Origin of the sequence: Streptomyces rimosus subsp. rimosus (assembly GCF_000720725.1) — a bacterium.
GTDB lineage: Bacteria > Actinomycetota > Actinomycetes > Streptomycetales > Streptomycetaceae > Streptomyces > Streptomyces rimosus_A.
In genome coordinates this window covers 35,421-56,096 of record NZ_JOCQ01000044.1, presented here as the reverse complement: position 1 = coordinate 56,096, position 20,676 = coordinate 35,421, and the positions used below count along the sequence as shown (strand labels likewise).

24 protein-coding genes are annotated in these 20,676 nt (G+C 73.4%); 8 read left to right on the top strand and 16 right to left on the bottom strand.

Annotated features, from left to right (window positions below; translation table 11 throughout):
* The first annotated feature begins 41 nt into the window (after window positions 1–41).
* Window positions 42–1,502, top strand: coding sequence for a ribosome biogenesis GTPase Der (gene der, locus IH45_RS0123000; RefSeq protein WP_003986579.1), 1,461 nt, complete (start codon window positions 42–44; stop codon window positions 1,500–1,502).
* A gap of 109 nt (window positions 1,503–1,611) precedes the next feature.
* Here der and IH45_RS0122995 read toward each other — a convergent pair whose 3' ends face one another.
* Entirely contained in the window at window positions 1,612–1,956 is a 345-nt protein-coding gene (locus IH45_RS0122995) for a hypothetical protein (RefSeq protein ID WP_050515100.1), read from the bottom strand.
* A gap of 244 nt (window positions 1,957–2,200) precedes the next feature.
* Window positions 2,201–3,031, bottom strand: a complete 831-nt coding sequence (locus IH45_RS0122990) for a hypothetical protein (RefSeq protein ID WP_030671509.1) — start codon at window positions 3,029–3,031, stop codon at window positions 2,201–2,203.
* A 599-nt stretch (window positions 3,032–3,630) separates the two neighbouring features.
* On the opposite strand from IH45_RS0122990, the gene IH45_RS0122985 reads away from it, so the two are divergent.
* The gene (locus tag IH45_RS0122985; RefSeq protein WP_030671508.1) at window positions 3,631–4,296 is read left to right on the top strand and encodes a LysM peptidoglycan-binding domain-containing protein; all 666 of its coding nucleotides are present in this window, start codon (window positions 3,631–3,633) and stop codon (window positions 4,294–4,296) included.
* 175 nt (window positions 4,297–4,471) lie between these two features.
* Entirely contained in the window at window positions 4,472–4,924 is a 453-nt protein-coding gene (locus IH45_RS01000000143990) for a transglycosylase family protein (protein ID WP_050515094.1), read from the top strand.
* On the opposite strand, the gene IH45_RS0122975 is transcribed toward IH45_RS01000000143990, so the two are convergent.
* The 3 genes from IH45_RS0122975 to IH45_RS0122965 are packed head-to-tail and all read right to left on the bottom strand — an operon-like array spanning window position 4,910 to window position 8,864.
* Window positions 4,910–5,608: an ATP-binding cassette domain-containing protein gene (locus IH45_RS0122975; RefSeq protein ID WP_030671506.1), complete on the bottom strand. Its 699-nt coding sequence runs from the start codon at window positions 5,606–5,608 to the stop codon at window positions 4,910–4,912. The genes IH45_RS01000000143990 and IH45_RS0122975 overlap by 15 nt on opposite strands.
* Window positions 5,605–8,370 carry an ABC transporter permease subunit gene (locus tag IH45_RS0122970; RefSeq protein WP_050515093.1) on the bottom strand — a complete coding sequence of 922 codons (2,766 nt, stop codon included), beginning with the start codon at window positions 8,368–8,370 and terminating at the stop codon, window positions 5,605–5,607. Before IH45_RS0122970 ends, IH45_RS0122975 begins: the two co-directional genes overlap by 4 nt.
* On the bottom strand, window positions 8,367–8,864 hold the full coding sequence (locus IH45_RS0122965) for a hypothetical protein (RefSeq protein ID WP_234440635.1): 498 nt from the start codon (window positions 8,862–8,864) through the stop codon (window positions 8,367–8,369). Before IH45_RS0122965 ends, IH45_RS0122970 begins: the two co-directional genes overlap by 4 nt.
* Window positions 8,865–8,977: 113 nt before the next feature.
* Here IH45_RS0122965 and IH45_RS0122960 point away from each other — a divergent pair, with 113 nt between their 5' ends.
* From IH45_RS0122960 to IH45_RS0122940, 5 genes are all read left to right on the top strand, one after another.
* Window positions 8,978–9,511, top strand: a complete 534-nt coding sequence (locus tag IH45_RS0122960; protein ID WP_030671499.1) for a hypothetical protein — start codon at window positions 8,978–8,980, stop codon at window positions 9,509–9,511.
* Window positions 9,489–10,820 (top strand): ABC transporter substrate-binding protein, encoded by a 1,332-nt coding sequence (locus IH45_RS0122955; protein ID WP_030671496.1) that lies wholly within the window; start codon window positions 9,489–9,491, stop codon window positions 10,818–10,820. The genes IH45_RS0122960 and IH45_RS0122955 overlap by 23 nt, the downstream gene beginning before the upstream one ends.
* 457 nt (window positions 10,821–11,277) lie before the next feature.
* The gene (locus IH45_RS0122950) at window positions 11,278–12,300 is read left to right on the top strand and encodes a hypothetical protein (RefSeq protein WP_032918118.1); all 1,023 of its coding nucleotides are present in this window, start codon (window positions 11,278–11,280) and stop codon (window positions 12,298–12,300) included.
* Window positions 12,301–12,372: 72 nt separating this feature from the next.
* Window positions 12,373–12,543: a hypothetical protein gene (locus IH45_RS0122945; protein ID WP_003986593.1), complete on the top strand. Its 171-nt coding sequence runs from the start codon at window positions 12,373–12,375 to the stop codon at window positions 12,541–12,543.
* A 52-nt stretch (window positions 12,544–12,595) separates the two neighbouring features.
* Window positions 12,596–13,606 carry a helix-turn-helix transcriptional regulator gene (locus IH45_RS0122940; protein ID WP_030671491.1) on the top strand — a complete coding sequence of 337 codons (1,011 nt, stop codon included), beginning with the start codon at window positions 12,596–12,598 and terminating at the stop codon, window positions 13,604–13,606.
* On the opposite strand, the gene ctaD is transcribed toward IH45_RS0122940, so the two are convergent.
* The 11 genes from ctaD to IH45_RS0122885 all read right to left on the bottom strand — a co-directional run bounded on the left by ctaD (window position 13,524) and on the right by IH45_RS0122885 (window position 20,593).
* Complete coding sequence (gene ctaD / locus IH45_RS0122935) at window positions 13,524–15,245, bottom strand: aa3-type cytochrome oxidase subunit I (RefSeq protein ID WP_030671488.1); 1,722 nt, start codon at window positions 15,243–15,245, stop codon at window positions 13,524–13,526. The two genes, IH45_RS0122940 and ctaD, sit on opposite strands and share 83 nt — an antisense overlap.
* Before the next feature lie 157 nt (window positions 15,246–15,402).
* A complete protein-coding gene (locus tag IH45_RS0122930) occupies window positions 15,403–15,678 on the bottom strand; it encodes a gas vesicle protein K (RefSeq protein WP_030671485.1) in 276 nt (91 codons plus the stop codon).
* Window positions 15,675–15,920 (bottom strand): gas vesicle protein, encoded by a 246-nt coding sequence (locus IH45_RS0122925; RefSeq protein WP_050515092.1) that lies wholly within the window; start codon window positions 15,918–15,920, stop codon window positions 15,675–15,677. The genes IH45_RS0122930 and IH45_RS0122925 overlap by 4 nt, the downstream gene beginning before the upstream one ends.
* Window positions 15,917–16,747: a GvpL/GvpF family gas vesicle protein gene (locus IH45_RS0122920; protein ID WP_234440634.1), complete on the bottom strand. Its 831-nt coding sequence runs from the start codon at window positions 16,745–16,747 to the stop codon at window positions 15,917–15,919. Before IH45_RS0122920 ends, IH45_RS0122925 begins: the two co-directional genes overlap by 4 nt.
* The gene (locus IH45_RS0122915) at window positions 16,744–17,067 is read right to left on the bottom strand and encodes a gas vesicle protein (protein ID WP_003986599.1); all 324 of its coding nucleotides are present in this window, start codon (window positions 17,065–17,067) and stop codon (window positions 16,744–16,746) included. The genes IH45_RS0122920 and IH45_RS0122915 overlap by 4 nt, the downstream gene beginning before the upstream one ends.
* Complete coding sequence (locus tag IH45_RS0122910) at window positions 17,064–18,167, bottom strand: SRPBCC family protein (RefSeq protein ID WP_030671479.1); 1,104 nt, start codon at window positions 18,165–18,167, stop codon at window positions 17,064–17,066. Before IH45_RS0122910 ends, IH45_RS0122915 begins: the two co-directional genes overlap by 4 nt.
* Window positions 18,160–18,807 carry a hypothetical protein gene (locus tag IH45_RS0122905; RefSeq protein WP_030671477.1) on the bottom strand — a complete coding sequence of 216 codons (648 nt, stop codon included), beginning with the start codon at window positions 18,805–18,807 and terminating at the stop codon, window positions 18,160–18,162. Before IH45_RS0122905 ends, IH45_RS0122910 begins: the two co-directional genes overlap by 8 nt.
* A gap of 51 nt (window positions 18,808–18,858) precedes the next feature.
* Complete coding sequence (locus IH45_RS0122900) at window positions 18,859–19,104, bottom strand: gas vesicle protein GvpG (RefSeq protein WP_030671475.1); 246 nt, start codon at window positions 19,102–19,104, stop codon at window positions 18,859–18,861.
* A gap of 3 nt (window positions 19,105–19,107) precedes the next feature.
* Window positions 19,108–19,848: a GvpL/GvpF family gas vesicle protein gene (locus tag IH45_RS0122895; protein ID WP_030671473.1), complete on the bottom strand. Its 741-nt coding sequence runs from the start codon at window positions 19,846–19,848 to the stop codon at window positions 19,108–19,110.
* Complete coding sequence (locus tag IH45_RS0122890) at window positions 19,845–20,276, bottom strand: gas vesicle structural protein GvpA (RefSeq protein ID WP_030671470.1); 432 nt, start codon at window positions 20,274–20,276, stop codon at window positions 19,845–19,847. The genes IH45_RS0122895 and IH45_RS0122890 overlap by 4 nt, the downstream gene beginning before the upstream one ends.
* Window positions 20,273–20,593, bottom strand: coding sequence for a gas vesicle protein GvpO (locus tag IH45_RS0122885; RefSeq protein WP_032918116.1), 321 nt, complete (start codon window positions 20,591–20,593; stop codon window positions 20,273–20,275). The genes IH45_RS0122890 and IH45_RS0122885 overlap by 4 nt, the downstream gene beginning before the upstream one ends.
* Between the last annotated feature and the right edge of the window lie 83 nt (window positions 20,594–20,676).

Here is a 20,676-nt window from a genome sequence, read left to right as displayed (position 1 = left end):
CACGAGCGGGCGCCGTTGACGGAGAACGAGGAACGGACTTCATGAACGACCAGATCCCCACCGGCGACGAGCACGGTGCGCTTGGTGACGCCGAGTACACGGAGTTCATGGAGCTCGCCGCGCAGGAGGGCTTCGACCTGGAGGAGGTCGAGGGCGACATCGCCGCGGCCGGGCACGGCCCGCTGCCCGTCCTCGCCGTCGTCGGCCGCCCCAATGTCGGCAAGTCGACCCTGGTGAACCGCATGATCGGCCGCCGCGAGGCGGTCGTCGAGGACAAGCCGGGCGTCACCCGGGACCGGGTCACCTACGAGGCGGAGTGGAACGGCCGCCGCTTCAAGGTCGTCGACACCGGCGGCTGGGAGCAGGACGTCCTCGGCATCGACGCGTCGGTGGCCGCCCAGGCCGAGTTCGCGATCGAGGCCGCCGACGCGGTGGTCTTCGTGGTGGACGCCAAGGTCGGCGCCACCGACACCGACGAGGCCGTGGTCAAGCTGCTGCGCCGGGCCGGCAAGCCGGTCGTGCTGGTCGCCAACAAGGTGGACGGGCCGTCCGGCGAGGCCGACGCCGCCATGCTGTGGTCGCTGGGCCTGGGCGAGCCGCACCCGATCTCCGCACTGCACGGCCGTGGCACCGGCGACATGCTCGACGCCGCCCTCGAAGCGCTGCCCGAGGCGCCCGAGCAGCTCTTCGGCACCCCGCTCGGCGGGCCGCGCCGGATCGCGCTGATCGGCCGCCCGAACGTCGGCAAGTCCTCGCTGCTGAACAAGCTCGCCGGCGAGGAGCGGGTGGTCGTCAACGAGATGGCGGGCACCACCCGCGACCCGGTCGACGAGCTGATCGAGCTGGGCGGCAAGACCTGGAAGTTCGTGGACACCGCGGGCATTCGCAAGCGTGTCCACCTCCAGGCGGGCGCCGACTACTACGCCTCGCTGCGCACCGCGGCCGCCGTGGAGAAGGCCGAGGTCGCGATCGTCCTGATCGACGCGAGCGAGTCCATCAGCGTCCAGGACCAGCGGATCATCACGATGGCCGTGGAGGCGGGCCGCGCGCTGGTCATCGCGTACAACAAGTGGGACCAGCTCGACGAGGAGCGCCGCTTCTACCTGGAGCGGGAGATCGAGCGGGACCTCGTGCAGATCCCGTGGGCGATGCGGGTCAACGTCTCGGCGCGCACCGGCCGCCACATGGACAAGCTCGTCCCGGCGATCGAGACGGCGATCGAGGGCTGGGAGACCCGGGTGCCCACCGGCCGGCTGAACGCCTTCCTCGGTGAGATCGTCGCCGCCCACCCGCACCCCATCCGGGGCGGCAAGCAGCCGCGCATCCTCTTCGGCACCCAGGCGGGCACCAAGCCGCCGCGCTTCGTGCTCTTCGCCTCCGGCTTCCTGGAGGCCGGCTACCGCCGCTTCGTCGAGCGCCGGCTGCGCGAGGAGTTCGGCTTCGAGGGGACGCCGATCCACATCTCGGTGCGGGTGCGCGAGAAGCGCAGCAAGAAGAAGTAATCGCCGGCAGATCGGCGGTGAACGGTGGCGGGGCGGCTCCCGGGCCGCCCCGCCACCGTTTTCGCGTACGGGCGTACGGGCGTACGGCCACGCCCGCCGTTCGGACCGGTCAGTGCCCGTGCGGCCGGTACTCGCGGGGGGCCGGCGGCAGCGCCGGGGGGAAGTGGTTCCGCACGGGGCCGCCCGCGTGCTGCGGGTGGCCGTGGTACGGCTGGCGGGAGGCGGGCTCCCAGTGACCGGGCGACGGGAGGTGACCGGTCGCGGTGGTCGTACGGCCCCAGATGCTCCGCATCGCCTCGGCGCTCAGCCCTTCCTCGCCCGTACGGTCCCCCGGCAGCGCCCGGAAGGAGCGGCGGTACTCGGCGTACAGCGAGTCGTAGATCGGCGTGGCCGAGGCGGGGGCGGCGTGGGGGGCCGTCACGGTCGCCGTGGTCGCGTCGTGCGACGGGCGCATGCCGGGGATTTGGTAGGGATACGGGACGCGGGTGGACGGGTCGTATGGATGCACGTCTGTGCCAACGACCCGGATGCTCCCTGGATGCGGCCTTGGTGAAGAATCGGCTGATCGGCGGGAGCGCGCGACCGGCTCACGGTCGGCGCCCGCCCGCACCGAAGGCCGCCCCGCGCCGCTCGATGTGAGCACGGCGCGGGGCGGCCTTCCGGCGCGGTCGTCCACCAGGAGACCGCGGGCTTGTGCGTCAGGTGCCCGCCAGCGGCAGCACGGCGGCCACCAGCTTGCCCTCGGCGGTGGCCTTCTCCATGGCCTCGCGCATCAGGTCCTCACGCGGCTGGTGGCCGATGGCGCCGACCGGCGCCGCGTACACCAGCACGGTCTGCGCCTTGCCGGCGGCGGTGCGCCAGCCCTCCGAGACGGGCAGCGGCTGATGCGCCTGCCACCAGGAGACGGGCTGGCCGCCGTCGCTGCCCGGCTGCAGGATGGCGTGCAGCCGCCCGGCGGCCAGCAGTACGGACCAGCCCGGGTTGGTCGCGGGCATGACGGACATGTCCGTGACCGGGGCGAAGCCGTGCTCCAGGAGCAGCGGGAGGAACGCGTCGCCCGGTTCGGTGGAGCCGGGGCGGGCGATGGCGCCGGCGGGCTCGACGACCAGCGCCGGCCGCAGGTCGTTCTCGACCAGGACCAGCCCGCAGGTGACACCGAGTGTCGCCTGCCGGGGCTCGCCCGGGAGCGCGGCGAACGGGGTGGCGGGCGCGCGGCCCGAGGGCGCCGCCTGCGCCCCGTCGGGGCCGCCGTCCGCGCCGGTGATGGAGCGCACCGCGCCCTGCAGCTGCTCCTCGGAGACCGGCACGACCTGCGAGGGGATGCACGACGCGTGCGCGAAGGCGAGCACCGCGGTCTCCTCGCCCACGAACAGGACGGTGCTGGTGCGCTCCTGGTCGCTGTCGCCGGGGGTGCGGCAGGAGGTGCAGTCGTAGTTGCCGGGGGCGTTGCCACCGGCCAGCAGGCGGTCGGCTTCTTCGTCACCGATCTCGGCGCGTACGTCGTCACTGACGTCGAGCATGCGCGGCACGGATGGCTCCTCGATCGTTGCGCGGGCTTGCCGGGCGGTCCCCGGCTCGTACCTGGACAACGGGCGATCTGTGGCCGGGGTCACGCGCGGCCGGGTGCGGAACCGAACCGTTCGAAGCGCAGCGTGAGATGCGGCCCGGAACCGCTCACTCCCTGCCATCCGCTGCGGGGGACACGGAAGTTCCGGCGGTGAACTGGGTCACAGATCGCCGGAGTGGCTGGCGGATATATGCGGAAATCGGGGAATCAAGTGGGTGGCCGAAATTGGCCGATACCTCCGGTAACGCCCGACTGGCCAGGCGGGACGGCGGCGTGGTTGATAACGGGGCGTCAGCCTTCCTACATTCTCCGGCCGTGTGCACCGAGCACCACCCGGGGACGCCCGCCGTCCGCTTCCACCACCGGTCCGCACCACGGCCGGTACGCCGGGCACGGCACGGCACGAGAGCCGCGTCGTGTGGCACCGGATGCACCGCACGCAGCACCACCGAGCACCATTCAGCACCACCCCGCGGCGGGCGGGGTGCCGCGGACCGCGGGCGCCCGACGCGCCGGCGCCGCGACACCCGGGGGAGACCCGGGGCCGTGGAGAGGGATTCCATGCCTTTCACGAAGGGCGTCATACGTCGTGACATCGCCGCGCTGGCCGGGGCGGCACTGATCGCCCCGCTCGCGCTGGTGGCCGCCACCGCCGGTCCGGCGCAGGCGGCGGACGCCGGAGTGTGGGACCGCATCGCCCGCTGCGAGAGCGGCGGCAACTGGCACATCAACACCGGCAACGGCTTCTCGGGTGGCCTGCAGTTCACCCACAGCACCTGGCGCGCGCACGGCGGCGGGGCCTACGCGCCGACCGCCGCCCAGGCCAGCCGCGCCCAGCAGATCGCCGTGGCCTCCCGGGTCCAGGCCAACCAGGGCTGGGGCGCCTGGCCCACCTGCGCCGCCCGCGCCGGTGCTCACGGCAGCGCCCCCAAGGCGCCGAAGGCACACCGGTCGGACCGGAGCGGCGCCCAGCGGCACGTGCGCAAGGACGTCCGCCGGGACGTGCGCGCCAAGGTCGGCAAGCAGGCGCGCGGTACCGGCGGGCACGCCGACCGCGGCCGCATCCGGGCCGCTTCCGGCGGCGGGTACACGGTGCGCCCGGGCGACACGCTCAGCTCCATCGCCGCCGCGCACAACACGGGCTGGCAACGGCTGTACGCGGCGAACCGGGCCGCCATCGGCGGCAACCCGCACCTGATCGTCCCGGGGCAGCGGCTCAGCGTTTGAGCCGTGGGGGACGCGGCCCGGTTCCCGCGGGCGCCCGCGGGAACCGGCACGGGCCGGCTCCCCGTCCCCGGGTAGGCCGAACGCCCCATCCGGTCGTCCACCGGCCGGGTGGGGCGTCACACCGTTGGAGGCGCGGCGGAGGCGACACGCCCGGACCCCTGCCTAGCGTGAGCCGATGTCCCGTACTTTTCGCTCGCTGAAGCTCAAGCGTCTCGCGAAAGCAGGCCGCCTCAGAGCGGCCGTCCTGTCCCTCGTACCGGCCGTCGTCCTGCTGTGCGTGCCCTCCGGCGCGCAAGCGCGGGACACGGAGCAGCACCTGCCGTCCCCGGCCGGCTGCTCCCTGTCCCGGGGAGTGTGGAACTGCATCGCCGAGTGCGAGAGCGGCGGCGACTGGCGCAAGAACTCCGGAAACACCTACTTCGGCGGACTGCAGTTCCGGCAGTCGACCTGGAAGGAGCACGGCGGCCTGGCCTACGCGCCGCGCGCCGACCTCGCCACCCGCGAGCAGCAGATCGCCGTCGCCCGCCGCGTGCAGCGCGTGCAGGGCTGGGCGGCCTGGCCGTACTGCGCCAAGCGGTACGGACTCGGCAAGCGGAGCCTGGCGCCCGGCGGGTCACCGCCGGGGTGAGGACTCCGGACCGCCGGGTCCCGGGAAGCGGGCGGCCTCGGCCGGCTCGCCGCTGAAGGCGACGCCGCCGCGCCGCAGGACGTACGCGATGGTGGCCGCCCGGCACAGGCCGGGCGGTAGCGCTTGCTCGGCGACCAGGACGGTGCGCCCGGCGGCCGCCAGGTCGCCGAACAGCGCGTACGTACGTGCTGTGGTCTCCGGCGACATGCCCTGCGTGGGCTCGTCGAGGAGGAGCAGCCGGGCGGTGCCGACCAGCGCGCGCGCCACGGCGAGCATCCGCTGCTCGCCGCCGGACAGCGTGCCCGCCCGGCGGCCGAGGAGCGCGCGCAGCGGCGGGTAGGCGTCCAGTGCCGGGCCGATGACTCCGTTCGGCGCGGCGAGACCGAGCTGTTCGGCGACGGACAGCGAACCGAACACCGCGCTGCGGTCGGGCACCAGGGTCAGCCCGCGGCGCGCACGGGTGTGGGCGGGGACCCGGGTGATGTCCGTACCGCGCCACATGACGCGTCCTGCGGTGAGCGGCACGGTGCCCGCCAGCGCGCGCAGGGCCGTGGTGCGGCCCGAGCCGTTGCGCCCGAGCAGCACCGTGACGCGGGCGGCGGGGACGAGCAGGTCGACACCGTGCAGGGCCTCCAGTGAGCCGTAGCGGACCCGGGCCGCGCACAGAGCGACCTCGACGCTCACGCGCCCGGCTCCGGCAGCCCCGCTGGTCTGCTCGGCTCCGCCGGCCCCTCTGATCTGCTCGGCTCGGCCAGCCCCTCTGATCTGCTCGGCTCCGCCAAGACTTGGCGTGCGGGGCCGCGGGCCACGATCCGGCCCGCCGCCATCGCGTACACCGTGTCGGCCAGTCCGGCGACGAGGTCCAGGTCGTGCTCGACGACCAGCAGCGCCGTGCCGTCCGCCGCCAGGGTACGCAGCACGTCGGCCAGCGCCGCGACCTCCGCGCTGTCCAGACCCGCCGCGGGCTCGTCCAGCAGCAGGGTGCGCGGACGGCCCGCGACGGCGCGCGCCAGCTCGACGCGGCGCAGCGTGCCGGTGTCCAGCCCGGCGACGGGCGCGGAACGCAGCGGCCCGTCGAGGGAGAGCAGATCCAGCGCACGCGCGGTGGCGGCGGCCGGATCGAGCACGCCGCTCTGCTCGGCACCCACCCGCACGTTCTCGGCCACGCTCAGCCCCTCGAACACGGCGAGCTGCTGGAAGGTCCGGGCCAGTCCGAGGCGGGCTCGCGCGTGGGCGGACCTGCGGGTGATGTCGGCCCCGTCGAGCAGCACCCGCCCGCCGGCCGGGCGCAGGGTGCCGCACAGACAGTGGAACAGGGTGCTCTTGCCCGCGCCGTTGGGCCCGATGAGCGCGGTGATCCGGCCGGGTGCGACGGTCAGGTCCACCCCGTCCACAGCGGTGAAGCCGTCGTAGCGGGCCCGGACGGCGCGGGCGGTGAGGCGGCCGGCGGGGGTGGGGGAGAGCGGTGGAGGCGCGGGGCGGGGGCGCGGTCGGCGTACGGCCGGCGGGGGGCTTTCGGACGTACGGGTACGGGGCGTACGGCCCTCGGTCCCCGTACGTACCGGGCCCCGCACCACCGCCAACCGCTCCCGCATCTCCGCGCCCAGTGGAGTCAGCCGCACCTCCGGGGCCGCGAACAGGCGGGCCGCGGTGCCGCGCAGGGCCGCGTACGGGCCGTGCGGGAGGCGGCCGGCGAGTACGGCGAGCACGCCGATCACCGCGGCGGCGGCACCGCCCGCGGCCCCCGCGTCCAGGCCGACCAGCAGGACCGCGGCGGTGAGCGCGCCCAGCAGGCTGTCGGCGCCGAGGACGACCACGGCCGCGAACCACAGCAGGCCGCGCACCGGGTCGTAGGACGCGGCGTCGAAAGCGCGCAGCGCCATGCCGAGCATGCCGCCGCCCAGCGCGGCCAGCGCGGCGCCCACCACGAAGGCGGCCAGTTTGAGTGCCGGTACGGGCACTCCGGCAGCAGCCGCCCCTGGCTCGTGATCGCGCATCGCGGCCAGCGCGCGCCCCGTGCGACCGCGGCGCAGCGCCGCCACGGCGAGCAGCGCCAGGCCCAGCAGCACCAGTTCCAGGACGTAGTACGCGCGGTCGGCGGCGAAGCCGGCGGGGCGGTCCAGGGTGAGGCCGGCGGTGGCGTACGGCTGGTCGAAGACGAACCGGCTGACCGCGACGCCGAAGGCCAGGGTGGCCAGGGCTGTTGCCAGGCCGTGCCCCCGCAGCGCGGGCCGCCCGGTGAGCAGGCCGAGCGGCGCGGTCAGCAGGACGGCCAGCAGCAGTGCGAGCAGTCCGGGGACGGCCGGTACGCCCGGGAAGCGGCCGGCCGCGAGCAGCGCGGTGAACAGGGCGCCCAGCCCGGCGTACGCGGCCTGCCCCAGCGAGATCTGGCCGCCGCGCCCGGTGACCACGACCAGGGAGAGCAGCACCACGCCGAGCGCCGGTACCTGCACGGCGGTGCGCAGGTCGCCGCCCGCGAAGCCGAGGGGCAGCAGGAAGAGGATGCCGCAGACCAGCCAGGCGCGGCCGTCGTGGTCGGGCAGCGGGCCGGTGCGCAGGGCGGCGCCGGTGCCGTCGGACGCGGCCGGGGTGCGGGCGGAGCCGAGCCCGCGCAGGGCCGGGGCCGCGACGAGCAGCGCCACCACGAACAGATTGGCGCCCACGGCCTGCACCAGGGGCTCCAGGCTGCCGCCCGGGTGCAGCCGGGTGAGCTGGCTCTGCGCGACGCCGATGCCCAGCGCCACGGCCACCGCCACCGGCAGGCTGCGCAGCCCGGCGGCCACCGCGACCGCCATCACCTCCATGACCAGCAGCGGCAGCCCGTACGGGTCCAGGCGCAGCAGCGGGGCCAGCAGGATGCCGGTCAGCCCGGCGGTGAAGGAGCCGAAGGCCCAGCCGGCGGCGGCGACCCGGTCGGCGTCGATGCCGCCGAGGACGGCGAGCGGCCGGTTGTCGACGACGGCGCGCAGCTCGCGCCCGAAGCGGGACCAGCGGGTGACGGCGGCGACCCCGGCGGCCAGTGTGACGGCGGTGCCGAGCTGGACCCAGGGGTCGTCGGGCAGCAGCGCGGGCGCGTCCGCGCGCGCCCCCGGCCCCCACAACAGGCCCGCCCCGCCGACCAGGAGGACGAAGACGCCGAGCGAGGCGACCAGGGTGCGGGCCGGGCCCGCACCGCTGACGGCCAGCGGGCGGAAGACGGCCCGGTCCAGCGCGAGGCCGATGCCGGGCGCGACGAGGAGGAGGGTGACGGCGGCGGCGAGCGGCAGCGGCCAGTGCCAGGCCGCCAGTTGCCGCAGGACATAGGCGCACACCATGGCGACGGCGCCGTGCGCGAAGTTCAGCACGCCGGTGGCCCGGTAGGTGACGATCAGTCCGATGCCGGTGAGCGCGGCGGCGCTGCCCACCGCGAGGCCCGCCAGGGTGAGGTCGTACGAGAGCGAGCTCACCGCCGCGCGCCGCCGGGCTCACAGACGGGACAGGACGTCAGCGTTGCCGCGGGCCCCGCTTCCGGCGGCTCGCCCACGGGCCGGGCGTCCGGGCGGCCTGCCACGAGCGGGCAGCCGGGCCGGTGCAGGAGCGTTCCGCCGGGTACGGCGAGCGGTGGACCGGTGTCGTCCGGTACGGCTTCCCGCGCGGCCGCGGGGCCGTGCGCGCCGGGCGGTGTCCCGTCGGCCCCGTACGCGACCAGCAGCCCGTACAGCTCCTCGACCCGGGCCGCCGCCAGTCCCTGGTCGCCCCGCGCCACCAGCACCGCGCCCGCGACGATCAGCGCGGCGCCCGGGATCGAGCAGGACGCCAGGAACGGGATCTGGCGCTCGGCGAACCGCTCGCCGGAGACGCCGTACCAGCCGACCGCGCACAGCACCGCCCCGCCCGCCAGCGCCGCCCAGCCGCCCCACGGCACCAGGCGCGCGCCGGACCGTGTCCGCGCGTTGCGCATCACGCCCCCTCGCGACTTTCGGCGAATAGCGCCACTATGCCCTGTGGGAACAGCACCTTGAAGGCTTGTGCCAGACCGGCTCCGGGCGGTCGCGACGACAGGCGGTGGTGTACATGACGTTCCGTGGGGGCTCCGCGCGGCGGGTTCCGGCGCTGGTGGCGGCGGTGCTGCTGGTGGCGACCGGGACCGCGGGGTGCGGGGACGCCGACGACGGCGGGCAGCCGGCGCCCAGCGGCGCGGCCTCCGGCTCGGGGCAGTCCCGTACGGGCACACCGACGGGCAACGCCCCGGCCGACCCGGCCGCCGCCGAGCGGGAGATCAAGGAGAACTGGCGGAAGTTCTTCGACCCGAACTCGTCCAACGCCGAGAAGGCGAAGTACCTCCAGAACGGCGAGCAGCTCCAGCTGCTGCTGGAGGCGTTCAACGGCGACCAGCGGGGCCGGCAGGTCGGGGCGCAGGTGTCCGCCGTACGGTTCACCTCGGCGACCGAGGCCGATGTGACGTACAGCCTCACCCTCAAGAAGGCCACCGCGCTGCCGAACGCCAAAGGCGTCTCCGTCTACCAGGACAAGGTGTGGAAGGTCTCCCTCAAGACGCTGTGCGCGCTGGTGGGCATGAGCGGCAATGCGAGCGCGCCGGGCTGCTGAGGCGGCCGGTGCCGCCGCGTCGGCGCTACTGCTCGCGCTGACCGCGGCCTGCGGCAGCAGGCTCCCGGAGAGCGCCTTCGAGAACCGCCGGAGCGCGCCCGCGACCGGCGCGGCGCGCGAGCCGGTCACCGTCGGGATCATCACCAGCACGACGAGCCCGGTGGGCGGCGAGGCGTTCACCGGACCGCGGGACGGCGCGCTGGCCTACTTCGCCGCGCTCAACCGCGGGGGCGGCGTCAACGGGCGGCCGGTGCGCCCGGTCACCTGCGACGACGGGGGCAGCGGCGTCGGCAACAACGAGTGCGTGCGCGAACTGCTCACCGACAAGAAGGTGTTCGCGCTGGTGGCGACCACCGCGCTGGACTACGCGGGCGCACCGCGGGTCTCCGCCGCCGGCGTCCCCGACATCGGTGGGCAGCCGGTCGGCGCCGCGTACGACACGTATCCGCACCTGTACGGGATCTACGGCAGCCAGGCGCCGCGGGACGGGAAGGCTCCGGGCTGGGGCGGCACGCTCTACGGCGGCACGGAGGTCTACCGCTACTTCAAGCGCGTCCAGAAGGCCCGCAGCGCCGCCGTCGTCTCCTACAACCAGGCGGCCTCCGCCGCGTACGCCCGGCTGATCGTGCGCGGCCTGGAGGCCGAGGGGTACGACGTGACCACCGAGCAGGTCGACTTCGCGCTGCCCAACTTCCCCGCGGTCGCCGCCGGGCTGCGCGACCGGGGCGCCGACCTGGTCTTCGACGCGCTGGACACACACGGCAACGCGCGGCTGTGCGAGGCGATGGACGCGGCGGGCGTCCGGCCCACTGCGAAAGTCACGAATGTGCAGAATTGGTCGGATGTGGTTGCCAAGGACTACAAGGACTCGCCGGGCTGCCGCAACGCTCTGTGGGCCACGGGTGCCAGCCGCAACTACGACGATCAGGGGAGCGGGCCGGGCAGCGCGGCGGTACGGGAATTCCGTTCCGGAATGGCCCGCTACGCCAAGGGCGGGCCGCTGTCGCAGTGGCAGCTGGAGGGCTGGGCGGCGGCGATGTGGTTCGCCGACGCGGCGCGCTCGTGCGGGGCGCGGCTCACCCGCGCGTGCGTGGAGCGCTTCGTCGCCGACGGCGCGCCCTACACCGCCCGTGGCCTGCTGCTTCCCGCCTCGTTCCGGCCGCGGCCCGAGCCGCCGGCCACCGACCGCACCTGTCTGTCGGTCGCCCGCTGGCGGGACGGAGCGCGCGGCGGCAGGGGCGGCTGGGTCACCCAGGGCGACATGGACACCACCTGCTTCACCGTGCCGCAGTTGCCCTACCGGCCCTGAGTGCCCGGCCGGTACCCGCGGTCCGGCGTGTCGGTATCGCACGGCACAGCGTGCCAAGTTGAAGGCTGCACACCTCGTGACGGGACGCCCCGTGACCGCCTAGCTTGTGGCGTTACAGCACGGCGCGGCACGGCACGGATACGACGATCAGTGATGCAGGAAAGTTCCGTGATGTCGCTACCGATGTCCTAACTCTTTCGGAACAAGTTGGCGAAAGCCCTCAACCCGGAACCGAGGCCCGTGGTCTACCCGTTCAAGGGTCGGACGAACCGGACGCGTCCGCCGACGACCGAAGGACACGGGGACGGAACGCAGGACAGATGCACAGCTCATTCCTGTTTCACCACGCCGACGGCATCGGGGGGACGAACCGGACGACGTACAACCCGGCTCCGGGGCACGGGGCGTACGCAACCAAGGACGCGGCGCGAGCCGCTGTGAGAGGGGTGCGGACGGTATGAACGCGTCGACGCAACTGCCCGCGACGGGCGCCGGTCCGGCCGGTACCGAAGCCGTCGCTCCCGTGATCACCGAAGCCCCGGCCGCCGGTCCCGCGGCCCCGGACGCCACGGCGGCCGAGCACGGCGCCGGCGAAGCGGCCCCGGCCGCGCAGCCGCTGCGCGCCGACTGCATCGCGGACTCCGCCGGGGGCCTGACCTTCGACATCACCGCGCCCCAGGGCACCCGCCCGGTCTGGAGCGCGGCGCTCGTGCTGCGCCCGCGCGGCGACTGCAGCGCGGCCCACGAGGAGCTGCGGCTGCCGCTCGGCCCGAACGGCTCCGGACGGCTGCGCGCCGTCCTGCCCAGCACCGTTGCCCTGCCCGAAGGGCGCTGGAACGTTTACGCGGACCTCGGCGACGGCCGTGACCCGCAGCGGCTGCTGCCCGGCGACAACGACCTGCGCTCGCTGGTCGACCGCCGCCCGCTGGCCGGTATCGGCCGGCTGGGCGTGCGCATCCCGTACACCACCCGGTCCGGCAGCCTCGCGCTGCGCAGCTGGCTGCGGGGACCGCACGCGGAGGCCGCGGACATCGTCGTGGACGCCGGCGGCACGACGGTCACCGGCCGGCTGTACGGCGCCGTCCTCGGGCCGGGCGCGTGCGCCGAGGCCAGGCTCCGCGGGGGCGCCCCGGAAGCGGATGAAGCGGATGAAGCGGGCCCCGTCGTCACCGTCCCGCTCACCGGCGACGGCCCCGAATTCACCTTCACGCTGCCGTACGTGCCGCTCGCGGAGCGCTGGGGAGGCGACAACGAGCGCTGGGACCTGTGGCTGCGCGCGGCCGAGGGCGCCGAGCCGGTCCGCATCGCCCGGCTGCTGGACGACGTACCGGAGAAGAAGGCGATCTTCGTCCATCCGGCGCTGCCCGTCGGCTGCCCCGCCGGACAGCTGCGCATCGGGCCGTACTACACGCTCGACAACGATCTGACGATCCGGGTCACCGGCGACCGGCCGGACGGGCCGGACAGCACCGGCTGTTGACCGAGGTTCGTCAAGCCAGGGGGAATAACACCCCGCGCCGGGGGCACTCGGAGCAGCGGAGGTGCGAATCACATGGTTCCTGTTCTTTTGGTACTGCTTCTGGCTTTGATCCTGTTCGGCGCGGGTTTCGCGCTCAAGGCCCTGTGGTGGGTCGCCGTCGCGGTGCTGGTCGTGTGGCTGCTCGGCTTCCTGTTCCGTACGACGAGCGCGGGCGGCGGACGTACCCGCTGGTACAGGTGGTGACCCGATGACATACGGACCGTAGCTGTCCGCATGGGATGCCAGACTGCCCGGCATGTTGGAGACCTCGGCACGACTGCTCCGCCTGCTCTCCCTGCTGCAGGCACACCGCGCGTGGACGGGCGCGGATCTCGCCGACCGGCTCGGCGTGACCCCGCGCACCGTCCGCCGTGATGTGGACCGCCTGCGCGAACTGGGCTACCCCGTCCACTCGGCCCCCGGCACCGCCGGGGGCTATCAACTGGGCGCGGGCGCCGATCTGCCACCGCTGCTCCTCGACGACGAGGAGGCGGTGGCAGTCGCCGTCGGGCTGCGCACCGCGGCCGTCGGCGGCGTCGAGGGCATCGAGGAGACCTCCGTACGGGCCCTGGCCAAGCTGGAACAGGTACTGCCGAACCGGCTGCGCCGCCGCGTCAGCGCCCTGACCGCCTTCACCGTCCCCATGTTCGGCACCGCGGACGGACCCCGGGTCGACGCCGCCACCCTCACCGAACTGGCCAACGCCTGCCGCGACAGCGAGCGGCTGCGCTTCGACTACGCGGCGCACGACGGTACGGCCAGCCGCCGCACCGTCGAGCCGCACCGCCTGGTGTCCGCGCAGCGCCGCTGGTACCTCGTCGCCTGGGACGTGGACCGCGCGGACTGGCGGACGTTCCGCGCCGACCGCATCACCCCCACCCCGCCGCACGGCCCGCGGTTCACCCCACGGCAGGGCCCGGCCGACGACCTCGCCGCCTACGTCTCACAGGGCGTGTCCACCCGGGCCTACACCGAGCAGGCGGCCATCGTGCTGCACGCCTCCGCCGAGGAGGCCGGCCGGCGCATCACCCCGGCCGACGGCGTCATCGAACCGCTCGACGACCACCGCTGCCTGCTGCGCACCGGCGCGCACAGCCTGGACGTACTGGTCATTCACATCGTCCTGATGGGCTTCGACTTCGAGGTCCGCGAACCGCCCGGACTGGCCGGGCGGATCGAGGAGATCAGGGACCGGCTGACCCGGGCGCTGAACCCGGCTCCGGCTCCCCGGCGGAGCGTTCCGGCACCGGCGCGTCCGGCGGAGTGAGCCGGACGATCTCCGGGTGGTGCAGGTCGAAGGCGGGCGACTCCGAGCGGATGCGCGGAATGGTCAGGAAGTTGTGGCGCGGCGGGGGACAGGAGGTCGCCCACTCCAGCGACCGGCCGAAGCCCCAGGGATCGTCCGTCTCGGCCTTCGTGCCGTACTTCGTGGTCCGCCACACGTTGTAGAGGAACGGCAGCGTGGACAGGCCCAGCAGGAAGGCGCCGACGGTCGAGAGGGTGTTCAGCGCGGTGAAGCCGTCGGCCGCCAGGTAGTCGGGGATGCGGCGCGGCATCCCCGCCACGCCCAGCCAGTGCTGGACGAGGAAGGTGGTGTGGAAGCCCACGAACAGCGTCCAGAAGTGCAGCTTGCCCAGCCGCTCGTCGAGCATCTTCCCGGTGAACTTCGGCCACCAGAAGTAGAAGCCGGCGAACATCGCGAAGACGACCGTGCCGAAGACGACGTAGTGGAAGTGGGCGACGACGAAGTACGAGTCGGTGACCTGGAAGTCCAGCGGCGGCGAGGCCAGGATCACGCCGGTCAGCCCGCCGAACAGGAAGCTCGCCAGGAAGCCGACGGCCCACAGCATCGGCGTCTCGAAGGACAGCGAGCCGTGCCACATCGTGCCGATCCAGTTGAAGAACTTCACCCCCGTCGGCACCGCGATCAAAAACGACATGAACGAGAAGAACGGCAGCAGCACCGCGCCGGTGGCGAACATGTGGTGCGCCCACACCACCACCGACAGCCCGGTGATCGCCATCGTCGCGCCGATCAGCATGACGTAACCGAAGATGGGCTTCCGCGAGAAGACCGGGATGATCTCGGTGATGATGCCGAAGAACGGCAGCGCGATGATGTAGACCTCGGGATGCCCGAAGAACCAGAACAGGTGCTGCCACAGCAGCGATCCGCCCCACTGGGCCTCGAAGACCACCGAGCCGAAGCGCCGGTCCGCCTCCAGCGCCAGCAGCGAGGCGGCCAGCACCGGGAAGGCGATCAGCACGAGGATCGAGGTGAACAGCACGTTCCAGGTGAAGACCGGCATCCGGAACATCGTCATGCCCGGCGCGCGCATCCCGATGATGGTGGTGAGGAAGTTGACCGAACCGAGGATGGTGCCGAAGCCGGACAGCGCCAGGCCCATGATCCACATGTCGGCGCCGATGCCGGGGGAGCGGCCCAGCGAATTCAGCGGCGCGTAGGCGGTCCAGCCGAACTCCGCGCCGCCCGTCGGCGTCAGCAGGCTGGCCAGCACGATCAGGCCGCCGAAGAGGAACAGCCAGTACGAGAGCATGTTCAGCCGTGGGAACGCCACGTCCGGCGAGCCGATCTGCAGCGGCATGATCTCGTTGGCGAAGCCCGCGAAGGCCGGGGTGGCGAACAGCAGCAGCATGATCGTGCCGTGCATCGTGAACGCCTGGTTGAAGTCCTCGTTCGTCAGGATCTGCAGCCCCGGGCGGGCCAGTTCGGCCCGCATCAGCAGCGCCAGCAGACCGCCGACCAGGAAGAAGCCGAACGAGGTGATCAGGTAGAGATGGCCGATCTTCTTGTGGTCGGTGGTGGTCAGCCAGTCCACCAGCACTGCGCCGGGCCGTCGGGCCCGTACCGGTTCCGGGCTCGCCGCCACGGTGTCCGTACCCATCTGCGCCACCTCGTTCGCCAAGAAGCAACCGGCTGAGCCGGTAAGGGACGTGCTCGGGCTCTGGCGGCCATGATGGCCGCCCGCCCCGCGTCACGCGAGGGGGCGTACACAGCCCGGCCGGATCATTGCGGCCCCCGGACGTCGCGCGCCGCGGTTCTCACTCCCTGGGCAGCAGCGGCCCCAACGGGCCCAGGTCCAGATTGAGTTCGTCCTTGCCGATGCCGTAGCGCTCGCACAGCTCGCCCATCCGCCGCTCCAGCAGCATCAGCGTCAGACCGATCCGCTCCTCCTGGTCCTCGGACAGATCGCCCTGGTCGACGCGGCGCAGCGCCTGCCGCTCCATGAGCTGGTGCAGCAGTTCCACCACCGTCAGCACGAGCCGCACCAGGTCGCGCTCCACGGTGTCCTCGTCCAGTTCGACGCGCCGGGTCACGGCGCCACCTCCTCCTCGGCATCCGGCCCCAGATCGTCGAAGGGCGACGGGACGTTGGCGTTGACCGAGCTGATCAGGGCCCGCAGATCGATGCGGACGAGGTCCACCTCGGCGATGCGCAGCGTGAGATCGCCCGCGATGACCGCGCCGCCCGCCAGCAGCCGGTCCAGCAGGTCGACCAGCGCGATCTGCCGGTCGGCCAGCGGATGGCCCGGCTCGGAGGCGGGCACCGGCGCGGTCATCCGGCACCGCCCGCCCCGGTGTCCCCGCCCGGGTCCGAAGGCTGCGGCGCCTGCGTGAAGGAGTACGGGGCCCACGGCCCGGTCAGCTCGATCCGTACGCCGGGGCTGCGGTCCGCCAGCTCGCCCACCAGGCCCGCGAACGCCCCGGCCTGGTCGCGGGGGATCAGATATGCGCCGTTGAGCACATTGCGCCCGCTGACGCCGGACAGCCGGGGGTCCTGGGGGCGGTGCAGCCGGCTGCGCTCGGCGATCTTGTCCAGTGCCTCGTGGGCGGCGCGGGCCAGCTCGTCGGCGCGCCGCTGGCTCTGCTCCTGGGCCTGCCGGTGGGCGAGCCGCCGGCGCAGGAAGTCGCGCCCCGAGCCGTCGGCCGGCGCCTGACGCGCCGAACCGCTCGCGGGCACGGACGGTTTGGCGGTGCCGGGGTCCTCGACGTACGCCTTGACACCCCACTCCATCCGGCCGTCCAGGCTCACCAGCGCGCTCAGGAACTCCTCGGCGCGCTGCGCCAGCACCTGCCGCACCCCGCGCGCGTCGCGGTGGACGGTCACCAGGCGCAGCGGCAGCACGCAGAACTCCGCGGCGGCGGTGTCCACCACGCTGCGGTGCGCGCGGGCGGTCCGCTCCAGCCACGCCATGTCCTCCAGGTGCGCGCGCAGCGCCTCCTCGTCGAAGTCCGCGGCCGGCACCCGGGAGACCAGGGCGGCCAGCGCGCCCTCCGCGACGGTCTCCACGGGTGCGTCCGCGACGCCGAGCAGCCCGTCCGGCGGACGGCAGCCGGCCCGTGCGACGGCGTAGGTGTACATCAGCTCGGCGCCGTGCGTGCTCAAGTGATCTCCTCTCGCGGCTCCTGCTCCTCCAGGGCGGCGATCCGCTCGCGCAGCCGCTCGTTCTCCCGGGCGAGTTCCCGGCGCCGGGCGCCGGAGGACAGCGACGGGTCGTCGCGCCACCAGTCGATGCCCATCTCCTCCGCCCGCTCCACCGAGGCCACGATCAGCCGCAGCTTGATCGTGAGCAGCTCGATGTCGAGCAGGTTGATGCGGATGTCACCGGCGATCACCACGCCCTTGTCCAGGACGCGTTCGAGGATGTCGGCGAGGTTGGCACCGCCGTTGGAGGAGCCGTAGGGGGAGGGGACCTGGGAACTCATCGGGCCGGCTCCGGCTCGCGCTCGTCCTCCTCCTCGGCAGCGGAGTCGGAGGGCTCCTCCTCGTACGCGTCCTCCTCGGCGTCCTCCTCGTCGTCGTACGCGTCCTCGGGCTCGTCCTCGGCGTCCTCGTCCTCGTCCTCGTACGCGTCCTCGGCCTCCGGCTCCTCGCCCTCGGCGTCGTCGGTGTCGCGGGCATCGCCGGACCCCTCCTCGTAGGAGTCCTCGGACGGCTTGTCCGCGCCCTCGGTGTCCCGCTCCTCGCGGTCCTCCTCCTCGCGCTCCAGGGCCTCGTCGTGGCTGACGACGACCTCGCCGTCGCGGATCTCACCGCGCCACTCGCCGGTGGCCTCGCCCCGCATCATCACGAAGCGGCGGAAGTTCTTGAGGTCGAGGCGCGCCCGGCGGCCCTGCGCCCGCCAGATGTTGCCGGTCTTCTCGAACAGGCCCTTCGGGTAGTACTCGATGACCAGCAGCACCCGGGTGAGGCTCTCGGCCAGCTCGTGGAAGGTGACCACGCCCTTGAGCGTGCCCTTGGCGCCCTCCGAGGTCCAGGTGATGCGCTCGTCCGGGATCTGCTCGGTGGTGTGCGCCTTCCAGCTGCGGGTGGACCAGAAGATCTTCGCGCGCCAGTTGGAGTCGGTGTCGTCGGCGGACTCCACCCCCTGCACCCCCTTGGCGAAGGTGCTGAACTCCTGGAACTGCGTCCACTGGTTGTACGCCTCGCGGACCGGTACGCCGACGTCGACGTCCTCGCTGATCGTCACGAACTTGCCCTTGCCGCCGCCGCCCTTGCGCTTGCCGGTCAGCTTGCCGACGGCGCCCTTGACGGTGTTCTTGGCGCCGTCCTTGAGGGTGTTCTTGACCGCGCCCTTGAGCGTGTCCTTGAGCACCGGGCCGACCAGGCTGTCGCTGCGGCCCTCCGCCACGTCCGTGAGCCGGGTGGTGGCCTCGCCGAGCCGCTTGCCGGTGGCCACCAGCAGCCGCTGGGCCTGCGCCGCGGCGAACGAGACGGCTTCTTCCTTGAGGCGGTCGACGGCCGGGTTGCCCGCCACGCTCTCCTTGACGGCGGCCACCGGGCCGCCGGACCTCGACTCAGCCACGGTCCTCACCCCCGCTGCGGCGGGTGGCGGACCGGGCCGTCTTCTTCGCGGCCGACGCGGTCTTCTTCGGGGCGGCGGCGGTCTGCTTCGCGGGCCGCTTGCGCCTGTCGGAAGCGGTCTTCGTGCCGGATGTGCCCGTCTTCGAAGAGCGGGTGCCGGTCTTCTTGGCGGCGCTCCGTCCTTCCCCGCCCGCGGACTTCCGCGAGCCGCCGCGGTCCTCGGCGGTCTCCTCCTCTTCGGCGTCCTCGGGCGCCTCGTCACGGCTGCGTCCGCCGCCGGTCGCCCCGCGCACGGTGTCCGCGGCCTTGCCGCCGGCCTCGCCCGCGTCGAGCTGGTCGCGTACGTTCAGGGTCCGTTCGTGCAGGCTGTCCGCCAGGGAGTCGAGGCGCTTGGTGACCAGCGCGCCGGTCGCCGCCTTGCCCACCCCCTTCAGGTCGCCGCGCAGCTGCTCACGCAACTCCTTGAGCTGCGGGTTGGCCGCTATCTGGTCGCTGACCAGGGAGACCAGTTGCTGCGGGCTGAGGTTCAGGCGCTTGCCCAGGACCATGCTGCCGATACCGATGGCGAGCTTGGCCTTTTTCGTACGGCCGAGCAGATAGCCTCCGGCGACGGCCAGCACCAGTGCCGGCCGGTTCTTCATCTCGGGGTTCTCCTCAATGTCTGTTGCGCATGGGTGCGGCGGGGCGGGCGGCTAGGCCCCGGAGGAGCGCTGCCGCAGCTCCTCCAGCCGGTCCAGCAGCGCGTCCTCGCGCCGGTCGAACTCGGCCTCGTCGATCTCCCCGCGGTCCAGCCGCTCGGACAGTTCGCGCAGTTCGCGCTGGACCACGGACGGGTCGTAGTACTGCCGCTCCGCCTCGGTGAGGACCTGCCGCAACACCCAGCCGGTCCCGCGCACGGGAGCGGCCGGGAGCAGCAGCAGTTCCTTGAGCAGGCCCACCGGTCACTCCGCCGCGGCGGACTCCAGCGGCCGTACGAAGCTGTACGGCGGCAGCGGTCCGTTGACGAGCAGTTCCAGGTGGGGGTGGTCGGAGCCGAGCCGGTCGGCGGCCTCCAGGAACGCGGCCGCGTCCTCGCGCCGCATCAGGAAGGACAGGTTGACCAGCCAGCCGGCGCCCTCGGGCCCGGGCCGGGACTGCTCGGCCCGCGGCGTGAGCGCCGTCTCCACCGTGTGCGCGTCGCCCACCTCGCGGGCCCGCACGGCGTTGGCGATCAGCTCGCCGAGCCGGAGCTTGTCCTGGTAGGCACCGCCGCCGGACGCCTGGTTGGCCTCGTTGAGGGCCCGGATCTCGGGCTCCTCCACCAGGACCCGGCGCAGCACGTCCTCTTCGCGGTGCGCGGCCTTCACGTTGTACTCGACCCGGCCGTTGAGGTCGTCCAGCTGTGCCTTGTAGTGCTCGGCGTGCTCGGCCAGCACCTCCTGGACCGCCTCGTCACTGTCCGACAGCGAGCCGAACCGCAGCGGCAGCACCGCTCCGTCCGCTCCCGCCTCGGTCAGTACGTGCTGGTGGGCCAGCAGGTCACGGCGCTTGGGCCGGAGCCGGTCGGGGCAGTCGCTGACGATGGCCGCCAGGTCCCCGCCGCGGACGACGCGGACCGGGCGCGGCGGATCGCCGATGCCCAGGATCTCCTGCTCCGGTTCCGGGTGGCCGGCGCGGGCGATGCCGTAGACGTACGTGCTCACTCGCTCTCCTCCTTCTTGCGGGAGGCGGTGCGCCGCGGCCTGCGCTGCGGCTCACCTTCGGCCTCTGCCTTGTCCCGCCCCTGACCGATCGCCTCGGCGAAGGTCTCGGCCGCGCCCGAGAGCGCGCCCTTGGACTTGCCCTTGGCGCCGGACTCGGTGACCTGGCCGACCACGTCGGGCAGGCCGGGGCTCTTGTTGGCGCCGGTCTCCAGGTCGAGCCGGTTGCAGGCTTCGGCGAACCGCAGGTAGGTGTCGACGCTGGCCACCACCACCCGGACATCGATCTTGAGGATCTCGATGCCGACCAGTGAGACGCGGACGAACGCGTCGATCACCAGGCCGCGGTCGAGGATCAGCTCCAGGACGTCGTAGAGGCCACTGGTGCCACCCCCGCCCCCGGACTGCTGTTGTGCCGGGACAACGGTCATGTCTGTGGTCTTCCTCTCGCGCGCTCATAGCGGCTGACGCGCCGGTAGCCCGTGAGCATGCCGTCCGGGTCGAGCGAGACCTCGTACAACGCCATGAGGCTCATCGTCTCGGGGACCCGGGCGAGCTCCAGCACCTCGGTCTCCAGGACCCAGCCGTCCTCGGTCCGTTCGAACCGGGAGACCGTCTCGGGGGTCAGACCCGTCAGCTCGGCGAGCTGTTCCCGGGCCGACCGCAGGAGTTCCGGTGCGCTGGGGCGGGCGGACGCCGCTCGGTCGTTGTTGCTTCTGTCCGGTGTCTTCGCTGTGTTGTCTCCCATGGGGCTCCTCGGCAACAGCGAGTACCGCGCGGCGGTGGACCCAAACCCGCCGTCGGCCGTCATGCCCGTGAAATATGCGTGGG